The following is a 26,460-nucleotide window of genomic DNA, read 5'->3' on the forward strand; positions in this document are numbered from 1 at the left end:
TACACCCAGGTCAAGTACAACAACGTCACCGCCCTGAACCAGCTCATCCCCGGCCTGTCGCCGGATCCGAAGTCGGAGAAGTTCGCCCTCGGCTATGTGTACAACCTGTCGAAGCGCACGGCCCTGTACGCGACCGTGGCACGGATCGACAACTCGAACGGCGCAGACCTCACGGTGGGCGGGCCGGCCTTCTACGCGAAGCCGATCAATGGTTTCGTGCCGACCGCGCAGTCGTCGACCGGCTACGACCTCGGCATCCGCCACATCTTCTGACCGCCGATGACCGCACTCACCCTGGCCGGCTGGCCAGCGCTCGGACGCCAACTTTTTCCCGGCGTGCTCGCCAGCGTCGTCGTGGCCGCCGCTGCGATGTTCCTGTCGCAGCACTATGGCGCGCCGGTGATGCTCTTCGCACTGCTTCTCGGCATGGCGATGAACTTCCTTTCCGCCGACAGCCCCTGCACCCCGGGCATCGAGTGGACCGCCCGCCAGGTGTTGCGCATCGGCGTGGCCTTGTTGGGCTTGCGCATCACCACCGGCCAGATCGTGGCCATGGGCTGGCATCCGGTGGGGATGGTGGTGGCCTCGGTGGCGCTCACCATCGGCCTGGGCATCGGGGTCGCCAGGCTGATGGGCTACCGGAGCTTCTTCGGCTTGCTCACGGGCGGCTCGGTCGCGATCTGCGGCGCCTCGGCGGCCATGGCGCTTTCCGCGGCGATGCCGCACCACCCGATGCGCGATCGCGCCACGCTGTTCAATGTGATCGGCGTCAGCGCGCTGTCGACGCTGGCGATGGTCGTCTATCCGATGATCGTGCGCGCGGCGGGCCTCGATCCGGTGCAGGCCGGCATCTTCCTCGGCGCCACGATCCATGACGTGGCCCAGGTGGTGGGTGCCGGCTACGGCATGTCGAGCGCCACCGGCGACGCCGCCACCTTCGTGAAGCTGCTGCGTGTCGCGATGCTGCTGCCCGTGATCGCGTTCGCGGGCTTCCTGACGCGTGCGCACCAGGGCGGCGCGGTCGATGGCCCGCGCCCGCCGCTTCTGCCGTGGTTCGCGCTGGCCTTCGCGCTGCTGGTCGCCGTCAACAGCACGGGCTGGGTGCCCAAGGCCGTCGCCCGGGCGGGCATGGACCTCTCGCAATGGTGCCTCGTCACGTCGATCGCCGCGATCGGCATGAAGACCCAGTTGAAGGAACTTGCCACGGTGGGATGGAAGCCGATCGCCCTGATGGTCGGCGAGACGGTGTTCCTCGCGCTGCTCGTGATGGCCTGGCTGCACTGGGGCGGCGCCGCGCCGGGGTGAGCGATCGCTGGCGCGTCTACTCCGGCACCTTCCCCATCGTCTTCGCGGCCCGCAGAAAGTCGAAGTCCACCCCCTGGTCGGCTTGCGTGACGGTCTCCAGGAACAGCTTGCGGTAGCCGCGCCCGGCGGTCGGCGCCACCACCGGCGAGGCCTCGGCGCGGCGCGCCAGCTCTTCGTCGGACACCAGCAGGGCGATCTCGCGGGCCCGCACGCTCAGGCGGATCCGGTCGCCGTTGCGCACATGGGCCAGCGGCCCGCCGATGGCCGACTCGGGCGTGATGTGCAGCACGATGGTGCCGAAGGCGGTGCCGCTCATGCGGCCATCGGACATGCGCACGATGTCCTTCACGCCGGCCCGTGCGAGCTTGCGCGGGATCGGGAGGTAGCCCGCCTCGGGCATGCCGGGCGCGCCCCTGGGGCCGATGTTCTTCAGCACCAGCACGTCGTCGGCCGTGACGTCCAGGTCGTCGCTGTCGATGCGTTCGGCCAGGTCCTCGAGGTTCTCGAACACGACCGCCCTGCCTTCGTGCTCCATCAGCCGGGCGTCCGCCGCCGACTGCTTGATGATCGCGCCGCCCGGGGCCAGGTTGCCGCGCAGCACCGCGATGCCGCCCTGCGGATAGATCGGGCGCGCGATGGGCCGCACCACGTCCTGGTCGAAGCCGGGCCCCGAGGCCTCGATCTCCTCGCCGAGCGTGCGGCCGGTCACGGTCAGCGCGTCGAGCCGCAGCAGCGGCCTGAGTTCGCGCAGCAGGGTGGCCATGCCGCCGGCGCGATGGAAGTCCTCCATGTAGTGCTGCCCCGACGGCTTCAGGTCCAGCAGCACCGGCGTCTCGCGGCCCACGCGGTCGAGGGCGTCCAGGTCGACGTCCAGGCCCATGCGGCCCGCGATCGCGGTCAGGTGGACGATGCCGTTGGTCGAGCCGCCGATCGCCAGCAGCACGCGCATCGCGTTCTCGAAGGCGGCCGGGGTCAGAACCTTGTCGATCGACAGGCCGTCGCGCGCCATCTGCACGGCCCGGGTGCCGGTCTGTTCGGCCACCCGCATGCGGTCGGCGGTGACCGCCGGCGGCGAGGCGCCACCCGGCACCGTCATCCCCAGGGCTTCGGCGATGCAGGCCATGGTGCTGGCCGTGCCCATCACGGAACAGGTGCCGACGCTCGCGACCAGCTGGTCGTTGACCTCGCCCACCTCGTCGTCGTCGATCTCGCCGGCGCGGAACCGGCCCCAGTAGCGGCGGCAGTCGGTGCAGGCCCCGACGCGCTCGCCGCGGTGGCTGCCGGTCAGCATCGAGCCGGTGATGAGCTGGATCGACGGGATGCCGGCCGAGGCCGCGCCCATCAGCTGCGCCGGCACGGTCTTGTCGCAGCCGCCGATCAGCACCACGGCGTCCATCGGTTGGGCGCGCACCATTTCTTCGGTGTCCATCGACATGAGGTTGCGCAGGTACATGCTGGTGGGGGCGGCAAAACTCTCGTGGATCGAGATCGTCGGGAATTCCATCGGCAGGCCGCCGGCCAGCATGACGCCGCGCTTGACCGCCTCGAGCAACTGGGGCGCGTTCCCGTGGCAGGGGTTGTAGGCGCTGCCCGTGCTGGCAATGCCCACCACCGGACGGTCGAGCGCGCCGTCTGTGTAGCCCGCGCCCTTGATGAAGGCCTTGCGCAGGAACAGGGAGAAGCCCGGGTCGCCGTAGCTGGTCAGGCCCTTCCTGAGGCCGGTCGGATTCGGGGCCATGGCGCTCGCGTGGGCGACCCTATTGCGGTACGGCGAGGAACTTGTCGACAAGGCCGACCGTCGTCTCGGTGCTTTCCTCCATCAGCCAGTGCCCCGCGTTCGGGACCACCTCCTGCTGCACGTTGGTGGCCGCGTTGCGCATGACCGTCGCCATGTTGGCGCCGAAGGACTTCTCTCCGCCGATGGCCAGCACCGGCATCGGAAGCTTGTTGCGCGAGAACGCGATGTTGTCCGCGACATCCTTCGCCGCGATGGTGTTGAACTGCGCGAAGGATGCCCGCATAGCGCCGGGCTGGGCATAGAGCTTCGTGTAGTGCCGGCGGGTCGCTTCATCGATCTTTGAAGGGTCGCCGGCGAACTCGTTCCAGAAGCGGTCGAGGTAGATGCGCTCGCGCCCCGCCACCAGCCGCTCCGCATTGGGGCCGCCGAAATTGAAGTGCCACAGCGCGGGCCACAGGATGATCTGGTCCCAGGGCGCGATGCCGGGCACCGGCGCGTCCATCACGACCAGCTTGTCGACCTTGTCCGGATAGCTCGCCGCGTATGCGTAGGCGACCATGGTGCCGATGTCGTGGCCGACCACCGCCGCATGGTCCTGGTTGAAGGCGGTGACGACCGCCCGGATGTCGACGGCCTGCGACTTCTTGTCGTAGCCGCCGGTCGCCTTGGCCGAGCGGCCCATGCCGCGCAGGTCGGGCACGATGACCAGGTGCGTCTTGGCCAGTTGCCCGGCCAGGGGCCCCCACATGTCACCGGTGTCGCCGAATCCGTGGATGAGGACGACGGCAGGGCCGGCGCCTCCGGAGCGAACGAAGAGCTTCGTTCCGTCCTGCGCGTCGACCGTGCGGGTCTTGAAGCCGCTGGGCAGCACGGGCTGCGCGGCGGCGGCCTGGCCCAGCGAGAGCCCGGCAACGAGCAGGGCGGCCAGGAAAAACGCAAGGCGGATGGTCATGTTTGTGAAGCTCCAGGGGATGAGGGTGAACACGCGCTAGCCGGCGGCGCCGCCCAGTTGCAGTTTGAGGAACTCGATCGTGCGGGCCCAGGCGAGCTTGGCCGCGGCCGCGTCGTAGCGAGGCGTCGTGTCGTTGTTGAAGCCGTGCTGCGTGCCCGGATACTGGAAGTCACTGACGCTGACGCCCGCGGCCTTGAGCGCCGCTTCGTAGGCCGGCCATGCCGCATTGATGCGCTCGTCGACGGCGGCCCGGTGCACGAGCAGCGGCGCCTTGACCTTGGCGGCTTCGGCCGGCGCCGGCACGTTGCCATAGAACGGCACGCCGGCGTTCAGGTCGGGCATGCGCGTGCTCAGCACATGGACGATGCCGCCGCCGTAGCAGAAGCCGACCGCGCCGAACTTCCCGGTGGCGTCCGGGCGCGCCTTCAGCCAGTTGGCGGCGGCCACGAAATCCTCCCGCGCATGGGCCTGGTCCAGCTTGGCGAAGGCGTCGCGGGCCTTGTCTTCGTCGCCGGGGTAGCCGCCCAGCGGCGACAGCGCGTCGGGCGCGAAGGCCATGAAACCGTCGAGCGCCAGGCGCCGCGCGATGTCCTCGATGTGCGGGTTGAGGCCGCGGTTCTCGTGAATCACCAGCACGGCGGGAAGGCGGGTGGCGCCGGCGGCGGCGGGGCGCGCCAGGTAACCCCTGACGGTGCCGCTGCCGGCGGGAGAGAGATAGTCGACGCGCTCGGTCCTGAGCTTCGGGTCGCTCGGCGGCACCTGCTGGCCGGCCGCGAAATCGGGGCTCAGTGCGGCGAGCAGCCCGGCGGCGGTGACGCCTGCCTTGGCGAACTTCTGCGCCTGCCCGAGGAAGCCCCTTCGGTCCAGGTTGCCGTGGACGTAGGCGTCGAAAAGAATGAGCAAGTCCTGGTCGAAGTCCTGGGCTGTGAGGCGAGGCTGCATCGGTGCTCCTTGGAAAAAGATCCCGGAGCATAAGCCGCAAATCCGAATGGCGTGCGACGGCCTTCGCGCGGGGTCTGGACGCCGCCCGCGGGTGCGCGTAACGTGCGGCGCGACGGATATCGGCGCCGGCGCCTCGACGGCGCGTCCAAGGAGGACGCACATGGACCACAGCAGCCACGGCATCATCGAAGGACCTGCGCTCACGGGTGAATTGCCCCGGACCACCGTGCCGGCGTTGGTTCGCCGGCGCTTGCGCGAAAGGCCCGAGGCAGTCGCGCTGGTGGACGCCGCCAGTGGCCGCGAACTGACCTGCAGCGCGCTGGACCACGCGATCGGCCGCTTCGCGGCGGGCCTGGCGGCCCAGGGCTTCAAGCCCGGCGACGTGTTGCTGCTGTTCGCGCCGAACTCGCCGGAGTGGCCGATCGCCGCGCTCGGCGCCATGGCTGTCGGCGGCGTGGTGAGCGGCGCCAACCCGATGTACGGGGCGGCCGACCTGGCGCACCAGATGCGCGACGCCAACGCGCGCTTCGTATTCACCCTGCCGACCCTGCTGTCCACCGTGCGCGAAGCCGCGGCCTTGGCCGGCGGGGCCACCGTGGTGGTGCTGGGCGAAGCCGCGGGCGCGCTGGCCTTCGCGTCGCTGATGGCCAGCACCGATCCCGAACCGGCGCCGGACATCGACCCCGACGCGCTGGCCGCGCTGCCCTATTCGTCGGGCACCACCGGCATGGCCAAGGGCGTGATGCTGACGCACGCCACCATCGTCGCCAACGTGAGCCAGTACCTGCAGGCCTATGCGCACCCGCCGGACAAGGTGCTGCTGGCCTTCCTGCCGATGTTTCACATCTTCGGCTTCACCATCATCACGCTGTGCGGGCTGGTCGCCGGCTGCCGGTTGGTGACCGTGCCGCGCTTCGAGCCGGAAGCCTTCCTCAAGGCGATCGCTACCTACCGCGTGTCGCGCCTCGCCGTGGTGCCGCCGGTGATGCACTTCCTCGGACTGCACCCGATGGTGGACGACTTCGACCTGTCGTCGCTCGAAGTGATCGGCAGCGGCGCGGCACCGCTCGGCGCCGCGCTGGAACACAAGGTCGCCGAACGCCTGAAGTGCAAGGTGCTGCAGGGTTACGGCATGACCGAGTCCTCGGGTTGCGTGACCGTGAGCCACCCGGACCGGATCCACGCCGGCACCAGCGGCCAGATCCTGCCCGGGACGCAGGCGCGGGTGGTCGATCCGGCGACCGGCGCCGACGTGGCGCGCGGCCAGTCCGGCGAGCTGTGGTTCCGCGGCCCGCAGGCCTTCAAGGGCTACCTGAACCAGCCGGAAGCCACCGCGGCGACCTTCACCGACGACGGCTGGGTCCGAACCGGCGACCTCGTCACCATCGATGCCGACGGCTACCTCACCGTCACCGACCGGCTCAAGGAGCTCATCAAGGTGAAGGGCTTCCAGGTCGCCCCGGCAGAGCTGGAGGCCCTGCTGTACACGCATCCGCAGGTGGCCGACGCCGCGGTGATCGGCCGGCCCGACGACCGTGCCGGCGAGATGCCGGTGGCCTACGTCGTGGCGCGCGGCGCCCTGGCCGCAGGGGACCTCAAGGCCTGGGTCGCCGAGCGGGTGGTGGCTTACAAGCAACTCGGCGACGTGGTGCTGTGCGAGACCATTCCGAAGACGCCGGCCGGCAAGATCCTGCGCCGCGTGCTGCGCCAGCAGGACGCCGTGCGCATGCGCGGCTGACCGTGCCCGTCAGGCAAAGCGACGCCTCCACGCGCGCTGGCCGATGGTCTAGCATGCGTGACCGTTGTGAGCTCTCACTGTCACCCCACGGAGGACCTTCGATGCCAAATCCCGACACGCGGCGCTGGACGGGCCCCGCCATGGCCCTGCTGGTGCTGGTCATCGCCGCCCTGCTGGCCTGGATCGCCTACCAGCAGGGGTTGTTCAGCCGCCAGGACCAGCTCTTCGTCGAGGTCCCCGACGCGGCCGGAATGAGCGAGGGCATGCCGGTGACGACCCGCGGCCTGGTGATCGGCAGCGTGCGCAGCATCCTGCTGGCCCCGTCGGCGCCGTCCGGCGACCAGGGCGTCAGGGTCGAGCTCGGCATCGGCCGCGACTACATGGCGGAGTTTCCGAAGGGCACCCGGGCCAGGCTGGTCCAGGACAACGCGATCGGCAAGCCGGCGATCGAGCTGGTGGCCCCGCGCGGCGGCCGTGCGCAACCGGTGGCCTCCGGCGAGGTGCTGGCGTTCGAGCGCCCCCGGGTGACGGGCCAGCTGGCGCAGGACATGCAGGCCGCGCTGATGCCGGCGATCGCCGATGCGCGCAAGCTGACTGAGAGCCTGACCGATCCGGAGGGCCCGTTCCAGCAGACCCTGAAGGCCGGCCAGGAGGCGGCGTCGAAGATCCCGGCCATCGCCGAGAAGGCCGGCGAGGTGCTGCAGCAGGCGCAGCAGGCCGTGAAGACCGTCGAGAGCGGCGCGGCGACGACGCTGCACAAGGCCAACCAGACCCTCGGGGTGGTGGCCGACGCCGCGCCGGCCGTGATCGAGAAGGTCCAGCAGGCGGCGGCCACTTCGCAACAGGCCAGCGCCGAGGTGCATGCGATGGCGGCGCAGGCCGCCGAAAGACTGCCCGGCGTGCTCGACCAGGTCCAGGCGGCGGCGACGCAGACCAACCAGATGGTCAGCGACGCGCGCCAGACCTGGCCGATCAGCTGGCTGACCGGTACCGCCACCACGCCGCAGTCGCTGCCGATCGACAGCATCGGCGGCCTGCCGCTGCCGGGGGACGCGCAATGAGTCGCGCACCGGCGAGGGCCGCCGTCGTCGTGTGCGTCGTGGCGGCCGGCCTGCTGGCGGCCTGCTCGACGCCGCCCGCGCGCTCGACGGCGCAGATCCGGGCCCAGGGCTTCAACACCCAGGGAATGGACCGCTACAAGGCCGGCGACCTGCCGCATGCGCTGACCTATTTCGAGCAGGCGCTCCAGGTCGCGCAGTCGATCGAGGACGACGATGCGATCGCCGTCGCCCGGCTCAACTTGTCGATGGTCTACCTCGGCATGGGGCGCCAGGACGAGGCGCTGAAGCAGCTGGACGGGGTTCTGGACGAACCCCGGCTCGCGTTCGGCAACGACCGCCGTGCCGAGGCCGCCTTGCGCCGTGCGATGGCGGTCCAGGCAGGCGATCGCGCCGGTGCCGCGCAAGCGCTCGACCGGGCCGACACGCTCTGCGGCAGCCGATGCGCCGTGAGAGGCAAGATCCTCAACCTGAAGGCCTATCTGGCGTTGACCGCGGGACGCGCCGAAGAAGGCCTTCGCTTCGCCCAGCAGGCCCACGGCGCCTTGGCCAAGGACGACGCGCTCGAGCGCGCCAACGCCCTGCGCCTGCAGGGCAGCGCCTGCATCGCGCTGAAGACGCCCGCCGCGGCCGTGGCGCCGCTCGAGGAGGCCCTCAAGCTGGACAAGGCGGCCGGTGCGAGCGAGAAGATCTACCAGGACCTGCTGCTGCTGGGCCAGGCGTCGGCCGACAGGCCGGAGCTCGCCAGGGACTACTGGAGCCGGGCCCACGACGTGGCGCTGGCGGCCGGCAACAAGGCGGGTGCCGAGCGCACCGCGAAGCTGATGGCCTCGGCGCCGCGCTAGGCGGCCGGGCCGCCGATCCGGCGGCGGCAACAAATTGCACCCGGGGCCTGATCCCGGATTTCCCAGAAAATACCTAAAATAGCCAAATCGGTTAAAACGGGTGTTTTGGAGATCCAACGGAGCTTCTCATGTCCATCACGCGCAATTCGCGTCCCGAAGCCTTCGATCGTTTCACGCGCGGCTTGCCGGCCGTCTCGGCCACCCATCTGGTCGCGGGGATGCAGAAGGTCACCAGCGCCGTCATGACGCACGGCGCGGTGGTCGTCACCCGCCACGACGAGCCGGCCATGGTGCTGATGTCGATCGATCGCTATCTCGCGCTCGAACAGGCGGCCGAACCCGACCTGGATGCGCTCACCCGCCAGTTCGACGACATGTTCGCCCGCATGCAGGGCGACGAAGCCGCCGCGGCGATGGAGGACGCCTTCGCGATGTCCCCGGCCGAACTGGGCAAGGCGGCGGTCCGCGCCACGGGCGGCGGCAAGTCCGCCAAGAGGTGATCCCCGGGCAATGACCGCGCGCATCTTCGTTCTCGCGGGCGTTAACGGAGCCGGCAAGAGCAGCATTGGCGGCGCAGCGCTCCAGGCACGCAAGGTCCCCTGCTTCAATCCCGATCTCGCGGCGCGCACGCTGCTGGACACCGATCCCGCGCTCACGCAGGAAACGGCCAACGCGCAGGCCTGGGAAATGGGCCGCGCCGGCCTCGAACGCGCGCTGGCCGAGGGCCTCAATTTCGCTTTCGAAACCACGCTGGGCGCGCGGACGCTGCCGGACATGCTGCTCGCCGGCGCGCGCAAGGGTGCGCAGGTCCACGTCTGGTACGCCGGGCTCGATTCACCCGAGAAGCACATCGAGCGCGTCAAGGAACGCGTGATTGCGGGCGGCCACGACATCCCCGAGGACAAGATCCGCGCCCGCTACGTGAGCAGCCGCGCGAACCTCATCCGGCTGCTTCCGCACCTGGCAAGCCTGCGCGTGTACGACAACAGCATCGACGGCGATCCGAAGGCCGGCATCAAGCCCCAACCCGTGCTGGTGCTGCACATGGCGGGCGGGCAGATCGCCTCGCACATCGCGCTCGACCAAGTGCCGCAATGGGCCAAGCCGGTGGTGGCGGCCGCACTGACCCTCAGGGCATCACCTGCCCGCCGTTGACTTCGATGATCTGGCCGGTGACGTAGCCGCTGGCCTGCGCGTCCGCGAGGAACATGAAGGCGCCGACGCATTCCTCGGCGGTGCCCAGCCGCCCCATCGGAATGGCACTCGCGAAGTTCTTCAGCACCTCGGGGCTCGAATGGCCGTCATGGAACGGCGTCTCGATCACGCCCGGCGCCACCGCGTTGACGCGGATGCCGTCCTTCACCAGTTCCTTCGCCATGGTGCGCGTGATCGTGGAGACGAATCCCTTGCAGGCCGCATAGAGCCCCGCGCCCGGCCCGCCACCGGTGCGCGCCGCCTGGGTGGTCACGTTGATGATGGCCCCGCCGCCGCCCGCCGCCATGAGGGGGATCACCCGGCGGCTCACCGCCACGACCGAGCGCGCGTTGAGACGGAACACGGCGTCGATGTAGTCGTCGTCCGCATCGACGATGGGCGAGCGCTTGACGAAGCCGCCGGCGTTGTTGACCAGGATGTCGATGCGGCCGAAGGCCTCGTGCACCGCCTGCACCATGCGGTCGACCGCGTTCGTGTCCATCACGTCGGCCTGCACCAGCAGCGCCTCGCCGCCGGCCGACCGGATGTCTCGCGCCACGGCCTCGGCCTCCGCCCGGCTGCCGCGGTAGTGCACCGCCACGCGGGCGCCGGCCTTGCCCATGGCGCGTGCCACGGCTGCGCCGATGCCGGTGCTGGCGCCGGTGACGAGGACGGCCTTGTTCTTCAGATCGTTCATGGTGAAGCTCTTTCAGGGGTTGAAGCAAAGGCCACCACGGCGGGCATCTTCAGAGCGTCGCGGCGATGGCTTCCAGTTGGGTGAGTCGCCGGGCCATGCGGCCGACGAAGTTCTGCGTGACGTGCGGCAGCACGCGCTGCGTGGGCACCACGATGCCCACCTTCATTCCGTTGAGCGCCTCCAGTTCGAAGGGCCGCCAGAGCAGTTCCCCGCGCTTGAGTTCCTCGATGAAGGCGATCTTGGAGAAGCAGGAAATGCCCTTGCCGCCCATGATCAGGCGCTTGAGCAAGGGCGTTGAATTGCAGGTGGCGGCCGGCTCCATGTCGTCCCAGAAGCTGGCGAACTCGGGCGACGACGCGGCGCTGATCACCGGATGCGAGCTGGAGCGCAGGAAGGAATACTTCGCGCACTCCTTGAGCGACACGGTATCGAAGCTGGCCAGCGGATGCCCCGGCGGCATCACGATGCCGATCGGCAGGTGCGCCACGTTCATGGCCCGCACGCCGCCCGGCAGCCGCCCCAGGAAAGTCAGCCCGACGTCGGCCTGGCCGGCCATGACCATCTGGGCCACCTCCATGGGCTGGGTGGAGGTGATGGTGTAGGTCACCGCGGGGAAGATCTGGAGGAACTCCTCCACCGCCGACGGCAGCAGCTCCTCGAAGAAAGAATCCATCGCCGCCACCTTGACGTGGCCGGTGCGCTCGCCCTTGAGCGCATCCAGCTCGGTGCGCATCACCTGGAACTGGTGCAGCGTTTCCTGCGCATGCTTGAGCAGCCGCTCGCCGGCCGGGTTCAGCCGGAGGCCGTTGGGCATGCGGTCGAACAGCTCGACGCCCAGCTCGTCCTCCAGCTTGTGGATCTGCCGGTTCACCGCGCTGGCCGCCACATAGAGCCGCTCGGACGCCTTGCGCACCGAGCCACACTGCGCCACTTCGATGAAGTACTTCAGGACGCTGGCATGCATCAGCCGGCCCTCCTGCCCCGCTGCGCACTACGCCATCGCTCCGACGGATGGCAGCGCCCTGGCGATGCCGGGATGGTCGCAGGCGCTCGCCCGGCCGTCCGCGCCGCCGGGCGAACCCAGGCCGCTGACGGCGTCGCCGAAGTACTCGCGGTTGATGGCCGTGAAATGCGCGAGCTCGGGCGGCAGCCGAGACTCTTCGTAGATGGCCTGCACGGGACAGGCCGACACGCAAACGCCGCAGTCGATGCATTCATCCGGATGAATGTACAGAGTTCGGGCGCCTTCGTAGATGCAATCGACCGGGCAGCAGGGCACGCAGGCGCCGTCCTTGCAGTCGATGCAGGCGGTGGTGATGACATGGGCCATGGTGTCGTCCCTTCGCGTCCGGCCTCAGCGCCCCTGCCAGCGCGGCTTGCGCTTCTGCTGGAAGGCCAGCACGCCTTCGTTGGAGTCTTCGGACTGCAACGCGGCGACCAGTGCGGGCAGGCGCATGCCGTGGGCCTGCGCCGGCGAGAGCTGGCCGGTCTGGCGCACCACCTGCTTGATCGCGCGCAGCGAAAGCGGCGCGCAGGCCAGCAGTTGCTGCACCCAGCGCTCGACCGCGGTGTCGAGCTCGACACGCGGCACGACTTCGTTGACGAGGCCCATCTCCAGCGCCAGGCGCGCCTTGACTCTCTGGCCGGTCAGCATCATCCCCATCGCCTGGCGATACGGGATCTGGCGCTGCAGCAGCAGCATGCCGCCATCCAGGGGCAGGCGACCGACCAAGGGCTCGGGCAGGCCGAAGCTGGCTTCCTCGCAGGCCACCACGAGGTCGCAGCCGAGCACCATCTCGAAGCCGCCGCCGAGCGCGAAGCCGTTGACCCGCGCGATCACCGGCACGTTCAGCGTGTCGCGCAGCGCGATGCCGCCGAAGCCGCCGGGGCGGCTGGCCGCCCAGTACTCGACGCCCTTGAGGTTGCTGGTGTTCTTCAGGTCGGCGCCGGCGCTGAAGGAACGCTCGCCCGCGCCGGTCAGCACCACCACGCGCACGTCGTCGCGCCGCTCGATGTCGTCCCAGATGCGGATGAGTTCGGCTTCGGTCGGCAGGTCGACCGCATTGAGCACGTCGGGCCGGTCGATGGTGACGCGGGCGACGTGCTCCTTGACCTCGTAGATGACGCTCATTGGGCCACCTCGCTCAGTGCGCGGGCTTCGTCCAGCACTTCGTCCGTGTGCTCGCCCAGCCGGGGCGGCGCACGGCGCAGGCCGGTGGCCGCGCCCGACATGCGGATCGGGCTCGCGATGAACCGCAGCGGACGGCCGTCGGGCGTTCCGCCGTCGAGGATCATCTCGTTGTGGAGGGTCTGCGGATCGACCAGCGCCTCGCGCATGTCGCGCACCGGCGCGGAGAGCAGGTCCTGGGCCTCGAGCCGCGCCAGCCAATGCTCGCGGGTGTTGCTCGCGAAGCGTTCGCGGAAGATCGCGTGCAGCTCGGCCTTGTGCTTGAACTGGCCCTGCAGGTCGCAGAAGCGCGGGTCGAGCGACAGGTCGTCGATCTCCAGCGCGGCGCAGATGTCGCGCAGCGGGTTGGCCTTGAAGGCCCCGACGAGCACCAGCGCGCCGTTCTGCGCCTGGAAGACGCCCGACAGCGGCATCGCCGCCCAGTTCACCTCGGAGTCCTCCATCATGATCATCGCGGCCTCCTGCATCTGCATGGCCAGCATCGAGTTGTAGAGCGACACCGAGACCTTCTGCCCTTCGCCGGTGCGCTCGCGCTGCAGCAGCGCGAAGAGGATGCCCTGCACCATGTGCATGCCGGCGGTGTAGTCGGCCAGCGCGGTGGGATAGATCGACACCGGCACCGACGCATCGGCGCGGCGCGCCATGACGCCGGTCAGGGCCTGCGCGAGCACGTCCTGGCCGCCCTTGTGCGCATACGGCCCGCTCTCGCCGAAGCCCGTGCCCACCGCGTAGATGATGCGCGGGTTCAGCCGCTTGCAGTCCTCGTAGCCCAGGCCGAGGCGCTCCATCACGCCGGCGCGGAAGTTGTTGGTGACCACGTCGGCATCGGCGATCAGCGCCTTCACCAGTTCCACCTGCGCCGGGTCGCGCAGGTCGATCTCGCAGCTTCGCTTGTTGCGGTTGAGGCTGCAGAAGATCGGGTTGTCATGCCCCGCCACCGGCGCGAAGGTGGAGCGGCTCAGGTCGCCCGCTCCCTTGCGCTCGATCTTGATCACGTCCGCACCATGGTCCGCCAGCATCTGCGTGCAGACCGGGCCCATCATCACCTGGGTGAAGTCGATCACCCGGATGCCGGCCAGCGGCAGCGTCTTGGTCGTGTGTGTCATGCGGCCTCCGCGAAGGAACGTGCGATCTCGGGCACGTCGGCGTTCGGGCCCTTCTGGTCTCCCGGGTCGGCGCCCTGCGCGCGCAGCGTGCGCTGCAGCTTCGCGACGTCGACCTTGCGCACCGTCACGCCGGCGTCGAGCGCCAATGCGGCAGCGGTGCCGGCGGCCTCGCCCATCGCCATGCAGGGCGGGATCTCGCGCGAGATCTTCTGCGCCGCCGAGGTCGACGAATAGTGGCGGCCCGCCACCAGCAGGTTCTCGACGCTGCGCGGCACCAGCGAGCGATACGGGTAGTAGTAGTCGCGGCCGCGCGCCACGCTGTCCTCGAAGCGCACGCGCTGCGTCACGTCGTCCTTGCTCATCACGTACTCGCCTTCGAGCAGGCGGGTCTGGCGCACGCCGGTCTGCGGCGCGAGGTCGATCAGGTAGCAGTCGGCAAAGCCCGGCAGCTTCGCGCGGATGAACTCGATCACCTTGTGGATGGTGGCGCGGCCCTGCACCTCGGCGCGCGTCAGGTCGGCCACCTTGAGGCCGTCCAGCCCCGCCATGTGCGGGCAGTTGCACCACACCACGCCCGGCAGCGGCGTCTTGAGCCACCAGCTGTCCCAGGCACCGCCCAGCAGGTGCTTGACCTCGCGGTCGATCGCCTGGAAGGCGGCCGGCTCCTCGTGCTCGAAGCGCTCGGCTTCCTCGGTGTCGACGCCGCCGAGGCGGAACACTGTGGTCACGATGTAGGCGCCGCTGACGTGCGGCGCGCCGGCCGAGGCGGCCACGTCGAGGTCGCCGGTGGCGTCGATCACCACCTTGCCCAGGATCGCCTCGCGCCCGCTCTTGCTTTCGCAGATGACGCCCTTGACCTGGCCGTCCTCCACCAGCGTGCGGGAGAACCAGGAATGCAGGCGCAGGTTCACATTGGCCTGCAGCACCATCTCGAGCGAGGCGCGCTTGAAGGCGTCCGGGTCGAAGGCGGCCGCGAAGCAGATCGGATGCGGCTTCTCCTTGCTGTGGAAGTCGAAGGTGCCCCAGCGCTTCCAGCGGCGGACCGACTCGGGGAGGCTCCCCCAGTCTTTCTGCTTCGGGTATTCGGCCAGGCCGCGCTCGGCCATGCGCTCGATCATCTCCAGGCAGATGCCGCGCACCGAGATCTCCTGCAGATGGCTGTCCCACATGTCGTCCAGCACCAGCACCATGCCGCCGGAAGCGAGGCCGCCGAGGTGGTTGTAGCGCTCCAGCAGGGTCACGCTGGCGCCGTTGCGCGCCGCCGCCAGGGCTGCCGCCTGGCCGGCGGGGCCGCCGCCGACCACCACCACGTCCGATTCGGCTGCGACACGAACATCGTGCGCGCTCTCATGCATCCAATCGCCAATACGGCTCATCACTATCTCCTTGATTGATGGGGGAACGGAGCGGCGCGCGGCGCGCCGTGCTCCTGGGGGTTCAGTGGCTGCCTTCGGGCTGCCAGCGGATGACGAGACGCTCGGCCACGGTCACGAGCAGGAAGAAGAGACCCGACAAGGTCGCGCTCATCACGATCGCGGCGTAGAGCAGCGGCGAGTCGAAGTTGAAGGTGGCCTGCAGGATCATGGCGCCGATGCCCACGGTGGCACCGACCCACTCGCCCACCACCGCACCGATCACGCTCATCGAGGCCGCGATGCGCAGGGCCGAGAACAGGTACGGCAGCGAATTGAGCAGCCGCAGCCGGAAGAAGATCTCGGTCTTGCTGGCGGACAGCACGCGCATCAGCTCCATGGCCTGCGGGTTCACCGACTCCAGCCCGCGCACCATGTTGACCAGCGTCGGGAAGAAGCACACCAGCGCAGCGATCGTGATCTTGGGCTCCATGCCGTTGCCCATGATCAGCACCAGCACCGGGGCCTTCGCGACCAGCGGGATGGCGTTGAACATCAGCACCACCGGGAAGAAGATGTCCTGCAGCGTCTTGTTGTGCACGAAGATCGTGGCGATGGCGATGGCCGCGAGGTTGCCCAGCAGGAAGCCGCCGGCCGCTTCCAGCGCGGTGGGGATCAGGTTGTCGAGCAGCACCGCGCGCTTGGCGTAGAGCGTCTCGAGCACCGCCCAGGGCGAGGGCGCGATGAAGGGCTTGACGTCGAAGATCGCGATCACCGCCCACCACAGGGCGACGAGCCCGCCGATGCCCAATGCGGGCAGGATGCGGCGTCGCCAGAGCTTGCGGCGCCGCGCGGCGGCCCAGGCGGCGTGTTCGGGATCGGCGGCCACGGAAGCGCGCACCGTCACGGGGGTTTCGAGGGAACTGGTGGTCATGTCGGCGGCCTTCAGCAGGTTTCCAGCACGCGGCGCAGGTGGCCGGTCAGCTGCACGAATTCGGGGGTCTCGCGGATGTCCAGGGTGCGGTCTTCCGGCAGGTTGACCAGCACGATCTCCCGCACCCGCCCGGGATTGGCGGCCAGCATCAGCACGCGCTGGCCGAGGAAGGCCGCCTCGTGGATGCTGTGGGTGACGAAGAGGATGGTCACGCCGGTCTCCTTCCAGACGCAGCGGATCTCCTCGTTGAGACGGTCGCGCGTGATCTCGTCGAGCGCACCGAAGGGCTCGTCCATGAGCAGGATCTTCGGATCGCTCGCCAGCGCCCGTGCGATGGACACGCGCTGCCGCTGGCCGCCGGACATCTCGTGCGGCCAGGCGTTGGCGCGGTCCTTCAGGCCGACGAGTTCGAGCAGTTCCTGCGGCGACCGGCGGCCCTTGCGACCGGCGCCGCCGCCCACCTGCAGCGGCAACTGCACGTTCTGCAGCGCGGTGCGCCAGGGCAGCAGCGCCGCGTCCTGGAACACGAAGCCGATGTCGCGGCGCTGGCGCGCCTGCTCGGGCGTGGCGCCGAGCACGCTGATGCTGCCGCGGCTCGGCGCCAGCAGGTCGGCCACCACGCGCAGCAGCGTGGACTTGCCGCAGCCCGAGGGCCCGAGCAGCGTCAGGAATTCGCCCTGCGCCACTTCGAGGTCGAGCGACTTGATCGCGGTGACGTCGCGCCGCTCGGTGAAGAAGCGCATGCCGACATCGCGGCACGAGATCGCGGGGGCGTCATTGAACACGGCAGCCATGGCTCAGGCCTTCACGCGGGCTTCGACCGTGCTCTTGAGCGCGCCGAGCCAGATGACGTCGTCGACCTTGGGCGTGCGGGCTGTGAACTGGCCCAGCTCGGCGTAGGTCGTGATCTGCGACTGCCAGACCGCCGGGTCCATCGTGCCCCATCCCTGGGTCTGCGCGGCGCCGCCCAGTGCGTATTCGAGCATCACGTCGATGGCCGCGCGCTCGTCCTCGCGCTTGAGGTTGGGGTATTCCTTCACCAGCAGGTCCACCGCCTGGTCGCGGTTGGCCTTGGCATGCTGCCAGCCGCGCGAGGTGGCCCGCACGAAGGCCTCCAGCACCTTGGGCTGGGTCTCGATGGTCTTGGTGGTGGCGTAGTATGGCAGTGCGTAGAGTTGCACGCCCCCGTCCCACAGCGTGAGATCGATCCGATCCGGACCCAGCGCCTTGAGCGCGGTGGTGCTGGTGAGCCAGCCGGTGACCACGTCGACCTGCCCGGTCAGGAGCGGCGCCATGTCCGAGCCGACGGTGACCACGGTCACGTCCTTCTCCGCGATCTTGTTCTTGGCGAGCAGCGCACGCAGCAGGATGCCGGCGGTGGACGGAATGCCCACCTTCTTGCCCACCAGGTCGGCGGGCTTGCGCACCGGGTTCTTCGCGAGCGAGAAGAAGGTGAAGGGGTGTTTTTGCGCGCCGACCGCGAAGCACTTGATCGGCAGGCCCTGCGAAACGGCCAGCATCACCGAGGGGCTCGACGACACCTGGCCGACTTCGTAGCGGCCGGAGGCGACGATCGCCACGCCGTCGATGTTGGGACCGCCGGGCTGAATCGCGAACTCGATGCCTTCCTGCTCGTAGAAGCCCAGGCGCTTGGCCACCACCTCGCCGACCTGGTTGACGCTGGGGATCCAGCCGAGCTGCATGTTGATGCGCGTCTTGCCTTGGGCCAGCGCGTCGATCGAGAGAAAACCCCCGGCGGCGAAGGCACCGGCGGCAAGCGAGGTCTTGAGCAGGCGGCGGCGTGCGGGATCGCAAGAGTGATTCATGACGGAGTTCCTGGTTTGTGGATTCGGGTCGTCTGCCGTATGGCGTGACCGGAATTTAGAAGCTGCAGGCGAACTCGCAAAGCACCGTTTTTAGAGACGGGCGATCTAAAAATTAGCGCCGGTAGAAACCCTGAATGCAGGGCGCGCGCGCCCCTCTCCGGATGAAGCGAAGGTCTCCAGGGGGGTGGGAGAACCGCGATGGCGGCCCGAGCGGATGCCCCCGGGGCTCAGCCGAGATTCTGGAGTTCCCTGCGGGCGGCCTGGTAGCTGCTGGTACTGATCGCCAGCGCCGGCTGGAGCGTGAAGAAGAAGGCGGCACCGTGGCCCTTTCGACCCTCGGCCCAGATGCGCCCGCCGTGGCGCTCGACGATGCGCCTCGCGGTCGTGAGCCCGATGCCGTGTCCTTCGAACGACGCGGCATTCGAAAGCCGATGGAAGGGCTTGAACAGGCTGCGCGCGTCCGCCGGGTCGAAGCCCGGCCCGTTGTCGCGCACGCAGAAGGTGGTTTCGTTCAGCCCCGTGTGGGCCCCGACCGTGACCATGGGGTGCGGACAGTCCCGCGTGAATTTCCGGGCGTTGCCGACGAGGCTGGCCAGCACCACCTTCAGCAATTCGGCATCCGCCGTCGCGTACATCTGCGCCTGGATGCGGAAATCGACCGTGCGCCCCGGATCCGCGGCTTGCTGCGCCCGAGCCACGGCATGGGCCAGCGACGAGAGGTCGAGGTCCTCGCGTTTGATCGGCTTGTCCCGCGCCAGTGCGAGCGCGCGCAGGTCCTTGGCGAGCCCCTCCATCCTGATCGTCGACGCGAGGACATCCCGCCGGGCGTCGGTCGGCGCATCCGTGGCGGCGCCGTCGACGCCGGTCTGCAGCAGGCCCCGCAGATGGCTGAGCGGCTCGCTCACGCTCTGCGAGAGCGCCACGGAAAAACGCTCGATGGTCTGTGCTTCCTCGCGCAGCTCATTCTCCCTGGTCGCGTGGTCCATCCGGATCATGCGCAGCTGCCGGCGTTGCCGGTTCCATGCCAGCCACCCCCCGCCGCAGAGCAGCGCGAGCAGGCTCAGGCTGGAGGCGGTCCAGACCATCCGCTCGCGCGCGACGTCGCGCCAGGCCGCCAGCACCTGGTCGCGCGGAAAGCCCACCAGCATCACCGCATCGAGGTCGTCGAGCTGCCGGTAGCTGAGGATCCGCGTGATGCCGTCGATCGGGCTCGCCGCTTCGTAGGTGCCCGTGCCTTCGGAGAACGAACGCCCGCCGGGCAGCTTGAAGCCGACGGCGCGCTCGACGAAGGGATAGCGGAAGATGATCTCTCCGCTGCGCCCGATGATCGAGAGGCTCGCCTCTCGCAGGTTTTCCATCTGCTCGTAGAGCTCGCGCATGTGCGAGAGGTTGATCGCCACCGACACGACGCCGAGCATCTTTCCCTCGGGCGACGCGATGATGCGGGAAACGGGCAGGATCCAGCCGCGGGTCAATTCGGAGTAGTGGGCCCGGCCGACGCGGACACGGAGCTCCGTCGGATGCTGGAAGTGATAGGCGATGGTGGGGCGGTCGAGCAGCGAGCGGCCTTCGTGGGTTTCCGGAAACCCGGCGCTCGCCACCACCTTGCCGTCGGCATCGACCACGAACATCGCCTGCGTGCCGACTTCGTCGCCGGCCTCCCGCTGGAGCTCGGCGCGCAGCGCCGCGGCGGGCAGCTGGCGCGGGCCGCCGCGCTCCTGGATCGACTCGGTGATGGCGTTCAGGCTGGAAATGGCGCTGCGGGCGACGGCGGAGAGCTGCTCGGAGAGGCTCAGCGCCTCGAGCTGCGTCTCCCGGTGCGCGCGCTCGATGACCGCGTCGCGAAGGGGCAGCGTGGACCACCAGGCGACCAGGGTCAGCAGCAGGATGGCAGCGATGACGGCCAAACCTGTCAGGAGGCGGAGGACTGCGGAGCGGGACGGCATGGCCGGCGGGTTTCTGGCGGAGCGATCCCGCGATTGTCGACGCCGCCGCCGCCGATCGGCGGGTTGCCGGACGCAAGATCGCGCGTTGCGGGCGCCCGAACCCCGAAAATGTCACGGAACCGGGCAAGCCGCCGGCGCTGTCCTCAGCCCAGCACGTCGTTCACCTGCTCGTTGAACTCCGCCTGGCTGAGCGCGGTGCCGATCTCCCTCGGCAGTGCGTCGCGCACCGAAAAGACGCCGAGGATCTTGGTGCCAGACACCAGCGGCAGGTGGCGAAAGCCGCGCTCCAGCATCAGCACGACGGCGTCGGACACCAGCGTCTCGGGCGGCACGCAGATCGGGTTGGGCGTCATGACTTCGCGCGCCGTGGTGTGCTCGGGGTCGAGCCCCTTGGCCAGCACGCGCGTCATCAGGTCGCGCTCGGTCAGGATGCCCAGCAGCTTGTCGGGCGGCTCCATGACGAGCACGCTGCCGCAATTGGCGCGGGTCATGATGCAGGCGGCGTCCCGCACGCTGGCCTGCGGGCCCAGGCTGGTCACGTGCTTGCGCGAGATGGACTGGAAAACAGTGCGTTCGGCCATGGTCCGCCCTCCGAAGGAAGCGCTATGGTGCCTGTCGTCCCGGCTCAGCGCAAGGAGTCGTTGAGCCGGTCGAGGGCCTTCGCCCCGGGACAGAGCTGGCCAGACCCGAGCGCGTTGAGCGGGTGGTCGCTGGTGTTGAGCGCCGTATGCAGGTCGGTGGCCAGCGGGTCGACGTAGAGCAGCCCGGTCACGACCTCGCCCATCTCCTGGTGGCGCTGCATGTGGGCCATGGCGGCATAGCGGTCGCCGGGGTCGTAGCCGGCATGCAGGCTGCGCAGCCGCAGCAGGGTGCCGTCGTGCTGGCGCACGTCGAGCGCTTCGCCCGGTGCCATGTCGACCGTGATCTCGTCCCTGGCGCTGATGAAGTCGATGCGGCTGACCGCCTCGTTGTGCTCGCGCACGTAGTCGTAGCTCTTGGTGCTGCCCGGGTGGTTGTTGAAGGCGACACAGGGGCTGATGACGTCGATGAAGGCCGCGCCACCATGGCTGATCGCCCCCTTGATCAGCGGTACCAGTTGCGCCTTGTTACCCGAAAAGCCGCGTCCCACGTAGCTGGCGCCGAGCTGCAGCGCCATGGCGACCAGGTCGACCGGGCTGTCGGTGTTGACCACCCCCTTCTTGCTCTTGGAGCCCTGGTCGGCGGTGGCGGAGAACTGGCCCTTGGTGAGGCCGTAGACTCCGTTGTTCTCGACGATGTAGGCCATGCGCACGCCGCGGCGCATGGCGTGGGCGAACTGGCCCAGGCCGATGGAGGCCGAGTCGCCGTCGCCGGAGACGCCCAGGTACAGCAGGTCGCGGTTGGCCAGGTTGGCGCCGGTCAGCACGCTGGGCATGCGGCCGTGCACTGTGTTGAAGCCGTGCGAGGCGCCCAGGAAATAGTCCGGCGTCTTGGAGCTGCAGCCGATGCCCGAAAGCTTGGCGACCTTGTGCGGCTCGATGTCGAGCTCCCAGCAGGCCTCGATGATGGCGGCGGAGATCGAGTCGTGGCCGCAGCCGGCGCACAGGGTCGAGATCTTGCCTTCATAGTCGCGCCGGGTGTAGCCGACCTTGTTGGTGGCCAGCGTCGGATGATGCAGCCGGGGCTTGGCGAGGTAGGTCATGCAGTTTCCTGGGTGTCGGTGGCGCGGGGCGCGGGCGCCCCGACATGGGCGCCGATGGCTTCGACGATGAAGCGCGCCGTGATCGGCGTGCCGTCGAAGTGCAGCACCTTGACCAGGCGCGCCGGATCGATCTCGAGTTCGTTGACCAGCAGGCTGCGCATCTGGGCGTCGCGGTTCTGCTCGACCACGAACACCCGCGTGTGCCGGGCCAGGAACTGCACCACGCTTTCCGGGAACGGAAAGGCGCGCAGCCGCAGGGCGTCGAGGTGGATGCCGCGTTCGGTGAGCGCCTCCAGCGCCTCTTCCATGGCCGGGCTGGTCGAGCCGAAATAGATCACGCCGAACTCGGTCGGGCGGGCCGCCGGCCGCAGCACCGGCTGCGGCACCAGGGCGGCGGCGGTCGCGAACTTCTTCAGCAGCCGCTCCACGTTGTAGACGTAGTCGGGGCCGCGCTCCGAATAGCGGGCATAGGCATCGCGGGTCGTGCCGCGGGTGAAGAAGCTGCCCTTGCTCGGGTGCGTGCCGGGCAAGGTGCGCCAGGGGATGCCATCGCCGTCGACGTCCTTGTAGCGGCCGAAGTCGCGGCCGGCCTCGAGTTCCTCGGCGGTCATGACCTTGCCGCGGTCGTAGTCGCGGCTGTCGTCCCAAGCGAAGGGCGCGCACAGGCGCTGGTTCATGCCGATGTCGAGGTCGGTCATGACGAACACGGGCGTCTGCAGCCGGTCGGCCAGGTCGAGGGCCGCCGCCGCGTGCTCGAAGCACTCGTGCGGGTCTTCGGGGAACAGCAGCACGTGCTTGGTGTCGCCGTGCGAGGCGTAGGCGCACGAGAGGATGTCGGCCTGCTGTGTGCGCGTGGGCATGCCGGTGGAGGGCCCGCCGCGCTGCACGTTGATCAGGGTGACGGGAATCTCCGCGAAGTAAGCCAGGCCGATGAACTCGGTCATCAGCGAGACGCCCGGCCCCGAGGTCGCGGTGAAGGCGCGTGCGCCGTTCCAGCCGGCGCCGACCACCATGCCGATGGAGGCGATCTCGTCCTCGGCCTGCACGATCGCGAAGCGGTTCTGCCCGGTCGCCGGGTCGACCCGGAACTTGGCGCAGTACTTCTGGAAGGCTTCCGCCACCGAAGACGACGGCGTGATCGGGTACCAGGCCGCCACCGTGGCGCCGCCATACACGCAGCCCAGTGCCGCGGCGCTGTTGCCGTCGACGAAGATCCGGTTGCCCACCCGGTCGGCCCGCCGCACCTGCAGGCCCACCGGCTCGCGCAGGTTCTCGCGCGCGAAGTCGCAGCCCAGGTGCAGCGCCTGCACGTTGGAGGCCAGCAGCTTCTCCTTGCCCTTGTACTGCTCGCCGAACAGCTTCTCGACCACTTCGGGCTCGATCCCCAGCAGGATCGCCAGCGCGCCCACGTAGACGATGTTCTTGAACAGCTGGCGCTGCCGCGGGTCGTGGTAGACCGCGTTGCAGATCTCGGTCAGCGGCATGCCGATGACCCGGATGTCGTCGCGGAACTTCGACGGCGGCAGCGGCCGCGTGCTGTCGTAGAACAGGTAGCCGCCGGGCTCGAGCTCGGCGACGTCGGCGTCCCAGGTCTGCGGGTTCATCGCCACCATCATGTCGGTGCCGCCGCGCCGCCCCAGGTGGCCTTTCTCGGTGACGCGCACCTCGTACCAGGTCGGCAGGCCCTGGATGTTGCTCGGGAAGATGTTGCGCGGACTCACCGGCACGCCCATGCGCAGGATGGCCTTGGCGAACAGTTCGTTGGCCGAGGCCGAGCCGGAGCCGTTGACGTTGGCGAACTTGATGACGAAATCGTTGACCGCTTCGATACGGCTCATGCCACAACCTCCCGTGCGGCGCGTGCCTGCGGGCCGGCCGGCGTCATCTTGAGCAGGAACTTCTGCATGTCCCAGGCCCCCGTGGGGCAGCGCTCGGCGCACAGGCCGCAGTGCAGGCAGACGTCTTCGTCCTTGACCATCACCCGGCCGGTCTTGAGCCCGCCGGACACGTACAGGTCCTGCGCGAGATTGAGCGCGGGCGCCTTGAGCCGGGGCCGGAGCTCGCTCTCCTCGCCGTTGACCGTGAAGCTGATGCAGTCCATCGGGCAGATGTCGACGCAGGCATCGCATTCGATGCAGGCGGACTCGGTGAACACGGTCTGCACATCGCAGTTGAGGCAGCGCTCGGCCTCCTTGAAGGCGGTGGCGGAATCGAAGCCCAGCTCGACCTCGACCCGGATGCTGGCCAGCGCGGCCTCGGCCTTGGCCCAGGGCACCTTGTAGCGCAGGTCGTTGGAGGTGTCGTTGTCGTAGCTCCACTCGTGGATGCCCATCTTCTGCGACACCAGGTTGGTCATCGGCGCCGGTCGGACATACACCGCCTCGCCGTGCAGCAGCCGGTCGATCGACACCGCCGCCTCGTGGCCATGGGCCACGGCGGTGATGATGTTCTTGGGGCCGAAGGCCGCATCGCCGCCGAAGAAAACGTTCGGCACCGACGACTGGAAGGTGTTCTCGTCGAGCCGGGGCAGGCCCCACTTGTCGAAGGCGAGGCCGCAGTCGCGCTCGATCCAGGGGAAGGCGTTTTCCTGGCCCACCGCCACCAGCACCTCGTCGCATTCGATGAAGGCCTCGGGCTCGCCGGTGGGCACCAGCGTGCGGCGGCCCTGGTCGTCGTACTCCGCCCGGACGATCTCGAAGCGCATGCCCAGCAGCTTGCCGCCTTCGTGGACGAAGGCCTTGGGCACGTGGAAGTTGAGGATCGGGATGCCCTCGTGCTGGGCGTCTTCCTTTTCCCAGGGCGAGGCCTTCATTTCGTCGAAGCCGCTGCGCACGATGACCTTGACGTCGGTGCCGCCGAGGCGGCGGGCCGAGCGGCAGCAGTCCATCGCGGTGTTGCCGCCGCCGAGCACGATCACGCGCCGGCCGATGTGAGTCACGTGGCCGAATGAAACCGAATTGAGCCAGTCGATGCCGATGTGGATGCTGGCGGCCGCTTCCTGGCGGCCGGGCACCTGCAGGTCGCGCCCGCGCGGCGCACCGCAGCCGACGAAGATCGCGTCCCAGCCCTGCGCCATCAGCGCCTTCATCGACTCGATGCGCTCGCCGGAACGAAACTCGACGCCGAGGTCGAGGATGTAGCCGGTCTCTTCGTCGATGACCGATTCCGGCAGCCGGAAGCGCGGAATCTGCGTCCGGATGAAGCCTCCGGCCTTGGCCTCGCCGTCGAACACCGTGACTTCGTAGCCCAGCGGCGCGAGGTCGCGGGCGACGGTGAGCGAGGCTGGCCCGGCGCCGACGCAGGCGATGCGCTTGCCGTTGCGGGGCGCCACCGTCGGCATCCGCGAGCGGACGTCCTCCTTCATGTCGGCCGCCACCCGCTTGAGCCGGCAGATGGCCACCGGCTCGGGCGCCTGGGCGTTGCTCTCCTCGACCCGAGCCCGCCGGCAGGCGGGTTCGCACGGCCGGTCGCAGGTCCGTCCGAGGATGCCCGGGAACACGTTGGAAACCCAGTTGATCATGTAGGCATCGCCGTAGCGGCGTTGCGCGATCAAGCGGATGTATTCGGGGACGGGGGTGTGCGCCGGACAGGCGTACTGGCAATCGACGACCTTGTGGAAATAGGCCGGGTTGGCAATGTCGGTTCGCTGCAAGGCGTGTCTCCTGGCTGCCGCCCGCGGCCTGGTGGGATCGGCGCGGGTCTGCCCCCAGTATGCGCCGCGGCGGACCGGGCCATGCCTTGGTGGAATCCCTCACCAAAGGGCAGAGGCGCTTACCCGAACAGACAGTTCACAAACCCGTCCCGATGGCGCAAGATTTTGCCGGCCGAGATGGCACCCGCCAACCAGGGGCACACCCACCATGAATTCGAACGGCGCCGCCAGCGAACGACTGGCCCGGAGTTTCGAGGAGAACTACAGCGAGGCCACCCGCGGCCTGGCCACGTTCCAGGTGATCGGGATTGCCCTGCTCGCCGCGCACGGGATGGCCGACGACAGCTTCAAGGCGGCGTTCCGCGGTTTCGTGCACGGCTGGCTGCAGGCGCGGGGGGTCGACGAAGACGAATTCCAGCGCGCCGTGACCGCGCTGGAAGAACTGCTGGACCACTCCGACATCCCTTCGATCCTGCGGCATTGAGCCGCGGTCCTCAGGAACTGGCGCGCCGATAGAAGGCCAGCGATCCGGCCAGCGCCAGCAGCGCCGCGCCGCAGGAACGGTCCAGCCAGAGCACCGCGCGCTGGCGCAGCAGCCGCACGGCGCGTGCGCCGACCATCGCATAGCCCAGCATCACGAGGAAGTCGAGGCCGGCGAAAACCAGGGCGATGGCGGCGTACTGGGGCCATTGCGGGGCCGATGCATCGATGAACTGCGGCAGCAGCGCGGAGCAGAACAGGTAGCCCTTGGGATTGGTCACGGCGACCAGGAAGGAGCGCGCGAAGATCCGCCGAGTGCTCACCTGGCCCCGGCGCTCTTCGAGTTGCGACAGGTCCAGGCCGCCCTTGGAGCGCAGCAGCCGAAGGCCGAGCCAGGCGAGGTAGGCGGCACCGACCCACTTGACGACCGAAAACCAGAACTCGGAAGCGGCGAGCAGGGCGCCCAGGCCGAGCGCCACCGCGCCCACCAGCACGAAGTCCGAGACCACGGCACCGAACATGCCGGACAGGGACCGGCGCACGCCGTGGCGCGAGCCGTTGGCGAGGGCCAGCAACACGGTCGGGCCGGGAGTGGCGATGGCCACCAGGGCGACCAGGGCAAAGACGGCGAGGGTGGCGGCGTTCATCGCGGGGCGGGGCAGCGTGGGCGGGAGAGGACGATACACCGGTTCGGTCGGGTCATCGGAAACGCCTCCGCTGACGGCCGAGGAGCGGACCTGGCGCATGCCTGTTGGGACCTCCACCACGTCCCGAAAAAGTGTGTCCACGGAAGCGCCATCGTCGTAGGATGAGGCGCCAGGAGCGG

General features: G+C 69.2%; 26 protein-coding genes. 8 read left to right on the forward strand and 18 right to left on the reverse strand.

Going from position 1 to position 26,460, the window contains the following annotated elements; translation table 11 throughout:
* Window positions 1–273 (forward strand): porin (locus QZH52_RS36290; protein ID WP_301816148.1); only part of this gene is annotated, 273 nt, incomplete at its 5' end.
* A gap of 6 nt (window positions 274–279) precedes the next feature.
* Window positions 280–1,305 (forward strand): YeiH family protein, encoded by a 1,026-nt coding sequence (locus QZH52_RS36295; RefSeq protein ID WP_301816149.1) that lies wholly within the window; start codon window positions 280–282, stop codon window positions 1,303–1,305.
* Window positions 1,306–1,321: 16 nt separating this feature from the next.
* Here the strand turns inward: QZH52_RS36295 and QZH52_RS36300 are convergent, their stop codons facing one another.
* From QZH52_RS36300 to QZH52_RS36310, 3 genes are read right to left on the reverse strand one after another with little or no spacing between them, the layout of a single operon-like run.
* Window positions 1,322–3,043, reverse strand: coding sequence for an IlvD/Edd family dehydratase (locus tag QZH52_RS36300; protein WP_301816150.1), 1,722 nt, complete (start codon window positions 3,041–3,043; stop codon window positions 1,322–1,324).
* A 19-nt stretch (window positions 3,044–3,062) separates the two neighbouring features.
* Window positions 3,063–3,989 carry an alpha/beta fold hydrolase gene (locus QZH52_RS36305; RefSeq protein ID WP_436411668.1) on the reverse strand — a complete coding sequence of 309 codons (927 nt, stop codon included), beginning with the start codon at window positions 3,987–3,989 and terminating at the stop codon, window positions 3,063–3,065.
* Window positions 3,990–4,031: 42 nt separating this feature from the next.
* Window positions 4,032–4,937 (reverse strand): dienelactone hydrolase family protein, encoded by a 906-nt coding sequence (locus tag QZH52_RS36310; RefSeq protein WP_301816152.1) that lies wholly within the window; start codon window positions 4,935–4,937, stop codon window positions 4,032–4,034.
* 160 nt (window positions 4,938–5,097) lie between these two features.
* Between QZH52_RS36310 and QZH52_RS36315 the strand changes: the two genes are divergently transcribed.
* The 5 genes from QZH52_RS36315 to QZH52_RS36335 all read left to right on the forward strand — a co-directional run bounded on the left by QZH52_RS36315 (window position 5,098) and on the right by QZH52_RS36335 (window position 9,733).
* Entirely contained in the window at window positions 5,098–6,675 is a 1,578-nt protein-coding gene (locus QZH52_RS36315) for an AMP-binding protein (protein WP_301816153.1), read from the forward strand.
* 101 nt (window positions 6,676–6,776) lie between these two features.
* Window positions 6,777–7,736, forward strand: a complete 960-nt coding sequence (locus tag QZH52_RS36320) for an MlaD family protein (RefSeq protein ID WP_301816154.1) — start codon at window positions 6,777–6,779, stop codon at window positions 7,734–7,736.
* A complete protein-coding gene (locus tag QZH52_RS36325; protein ID WP_301816155.1) occupies window positions 7,733–8,578 on the forward strand; it encodes a tetratricopeptide repeat protein in 846 nt (281 codons plus the stop codon). The genes QZH52_RS36320 and QZH52_RS36325 overlap by 4 nt, the downstream gene beginning before the upstream one ends.
* A gap of 128 nt (window positions 8,579–8,706) precedes the next feature.
* Window positions 8,707–9,078, forward strand: coding sequence for a hypothetical protein (locus tag QZH52_RS36330; RefSeq protein ID WP_301816156.1), 372 nt, complete (start codon window positions 8,707–8,709; stop codon window positions 9,076–9,078).
* A gap of 10 nt (window positions 9,079–9,088) precedes the next feature.
* A complete protein-coding gene (locus QZH52_RS36335; protein ID WP_301816157.1) occupies window positions 9,089–9,733 on the forward strand; it encodes an ATPase in 645 nt (214 codons plus the stop codon).
* On the opposite strand, the gene QZH52_RS36340 is transcribed toward QZH52_RS36335, so the two are convergent.
* From QZH52_RS36340 to QZH52_RS36405, 14 genes are all read right to left on the reverse strand, one after another.
* Window positions 9,708–10,469 carry an SDR family NAD(P)-dependent oxidoreductase gene (locus QZH52_RS36340; protein WP_301816158.1) on the reverse strand — a complete coding sequence of 254 codons (762 nt, stop codon included), beginning with the start codon at window positions 10,467–10,469 and terminating at the stop codon, window positions 9,708–9,710. The genes QZH52_RS36335 and QZH52_RS36340 overlap by 26 nt on opposite strands.
* A 49-nt stretch (window positions 10,470–10,518) precedes the next feature.
* Window positions 10,519–11,433, reverse strand: a complete 915-nt coding sequence (locus QZH52_RS36345; protein WP_301816159.1) for a LysR family transcriptional regulator — start codon at window positions 11,431–11,433, stop codon at window positions 10,519–10,521.
* Between the two features lie 27 nt (window positions 11,434–11,460).
* The gene (locus QZH52_RS36350; RefSeq protein WP_301816160.1) at window positions 11,461–11,799 is read right to left on the reverse strand and encodes a 4Fe-4S dicluster domain-containing protein; all 339 of its coding nucleotides are present in this window, start codon (window positions 11,797–11,799) and stop codon (window positions 11,461–11,463) included.
* A gap of 24 nt (window positions 11,800–11,823) precedes the next feature.
* Entirely contained in the window at window positions 11,824–12,600 is a 777-nt protein-coding gene (locus QZH52_RS36355; protein ID WP_301816161.1) for an enoyl-CoA hydratase-related protein, read from the reverse strand.
* Window positions 12,597–13,763 carry a CaiB/BaiF CoA transferase family protein gene (locus QZH52_RS36360; RefSeq protein ID WP_301816162.1) on the reverse strand — a complete coding sequence of 389 codons (1,167 nt, stop codon included), beginning with the start codon at window positions 13,761–13,763 and terminating at the stop codon, window positions 12,597–12,599. The genes QZH52_RS36355 and QZH52_RS36360 overlap by 4 nt, the downstream gene beginning before the upstream one ends.
* On the reverse strand, window positions 13,760–15,139 hold the full coding sequence (locus QZH52_RS36365; RefSeq protein ID WP_301816163.1) for an FAD-dependent oxidoreductase: 1,380 nt from the start codon (window positions 15,137–15,139) through the stop codon (window positions 13,760–13,762). Before QZH52_RS36365 ends, QZH52_RS36360 begins: the two co-directional genes overlap by 4 nt.
* 61 nt (window positions 15,140–15,200) lie before the next feature.
* The gene (locus tag QZH52_RS36370; RefSeq protein WP_301816164.1) at window positions 15,201–16,049 is read right to left on the reverse strand and encodes an ABC transporter permease; all 849 of its coding nucleotides are present in this window, start codon (window positions 16,047–16,049) and stop codon (window positions 15,201–15,203) included.
* A gap of 11 nt (window positions 16,050–16,060) precedes the next feature.
* Window positions 16,061–16,843 (reverse strand): ABC transporter ATP-binding protein, encoded by a 783-nt coding sequence (locus tag QZH52_RS36375; RefSeq protein ID WP_301816165.1) that lies wholly within the window; start codon window positions 16,841–16,843, stop codon window positions 16,061–16,063.
* Window positions 16,844–16,846: 3 nt separating this feature from the next.
* Complete coding sequence (locus QZH52_RS36380) at window positions 16,847–17,875, reverse strand: ABC transporter substrate-binding protein (protein WP_301816166.1); 1,029 nt, start codon at window positions 17,873–17,875, stop codon at window positions 16,847–16,849.
* Window positions 17,876–18,102: 227 nt separating this feature from the next.
* On the reverse strand, window positions 18,103–19,782 hold the full coding sequence (locus tag QZH52_RS36385) for a sensor histidine kinase (RefSeq protein WP_301816167.1): 1,680 nt from the start codon (window positions 19,780–19,782) through the stop codon (window positions 18,103–18,105).
* A 182-nt stretch (window positions 19,783–19,964) separates the two neighbouring features.
* Window positions 19,965–20,402, reverse strand: coding sequence for a CBS domain-containing protein (locus tag QZH52_RS36390; protein ID WP_286507046.1), 438 nt, complete (start codon window positions 20,400–20,402; stop codon window positions 19,965–19,967).
* Window positions 20,403–20,446: 44 nt separating this feature from the next.
* Window positions 20,447–21,502, reverse strand: a complete 1,056-nt coding sequence (locus tag QZH52_RS36395; protein ID WP_301816168.1) for a 2-oxoacid:ferredoxin oxidoreductase subunit beta — start codon at window positions 21,500–21,502, stop codon at window positions 20,447–20,449.
* Complete coding sequence (locus tag QZH52_RS36400) at window positions 21,499–23,340, reverse strand: 2-oxoacid:acceptor oxidoreductase subunit alpha (RefSeq protein ID WP_301816169.1); 1,842 nt, start codon at window positions 23,338–23,340, stop codon at window positions 21,499–21,501. Before QZH52_RS36400 ends, QZH52_RS36395 begins: the two co-directional genes overlap by 4 nt.
* Window positions 23,337–25,154 carry an FAD-dependent oxidoreductase gene (locus tag QZH52_RS36405; protein WP_301816170.1) on the reverse strand — a complete coding sequence of 606 codons (1,818 nt, stop codon included), beginning with the start codon at window positions 25,152–25,154 and terminating at the stop codon, window positions 23,337–23,339. Before QZH52_RS36405 ends, QZH52_RS36400 begins: the two co-directional genes overlap by 4 nt.
* 208 nt (window positions 25,155–25,362) lie before the next feature.
* On the opposite strand from QZH52_RS36405, the gene QZH52_RS36410 reads away from it, so the two are divergent.
* Complete coding sequence (locus QZH52_RS36410; protein WP_301816171.1) at window positions 25,363–25,638, forward strand: hypothetical protein; 276 nt, start codon at window positions 25,363–25,365, stop codon at window positions 25,636–25,638.
* Between the two features lie 10 nt (window positions 25,639–25,648).
* Here QZH52_RS36410 and QZH52_RS36415 read toward each other — a convergent pair whose 3' ends face one another.
* Window positions 25,649–26,281 (reverse strand): LysE family translocator, encoded by a 633-nt coding sequence (locus QZH52_RS36415; RefSeq protein WP_301816172.1) that lies wholly within the window; start codon window positions 26,279–26,281, stop codon window positions 25,649–25,651.
* Between the last annotated feature and the right edge of the window lie 179 nt (window positions 26,282–26,460).

It is taken from the genome of Variovorax ginsengisoli (assembly GCF_030486595.1).
Taxonomy (GTDB): Bacteria; Pseudomonadota; Gammaproteobacteria; order Burkholderiales; family Burkholderiaceae_C; genus Variovorax; species Variovorax ginsengisoli_B.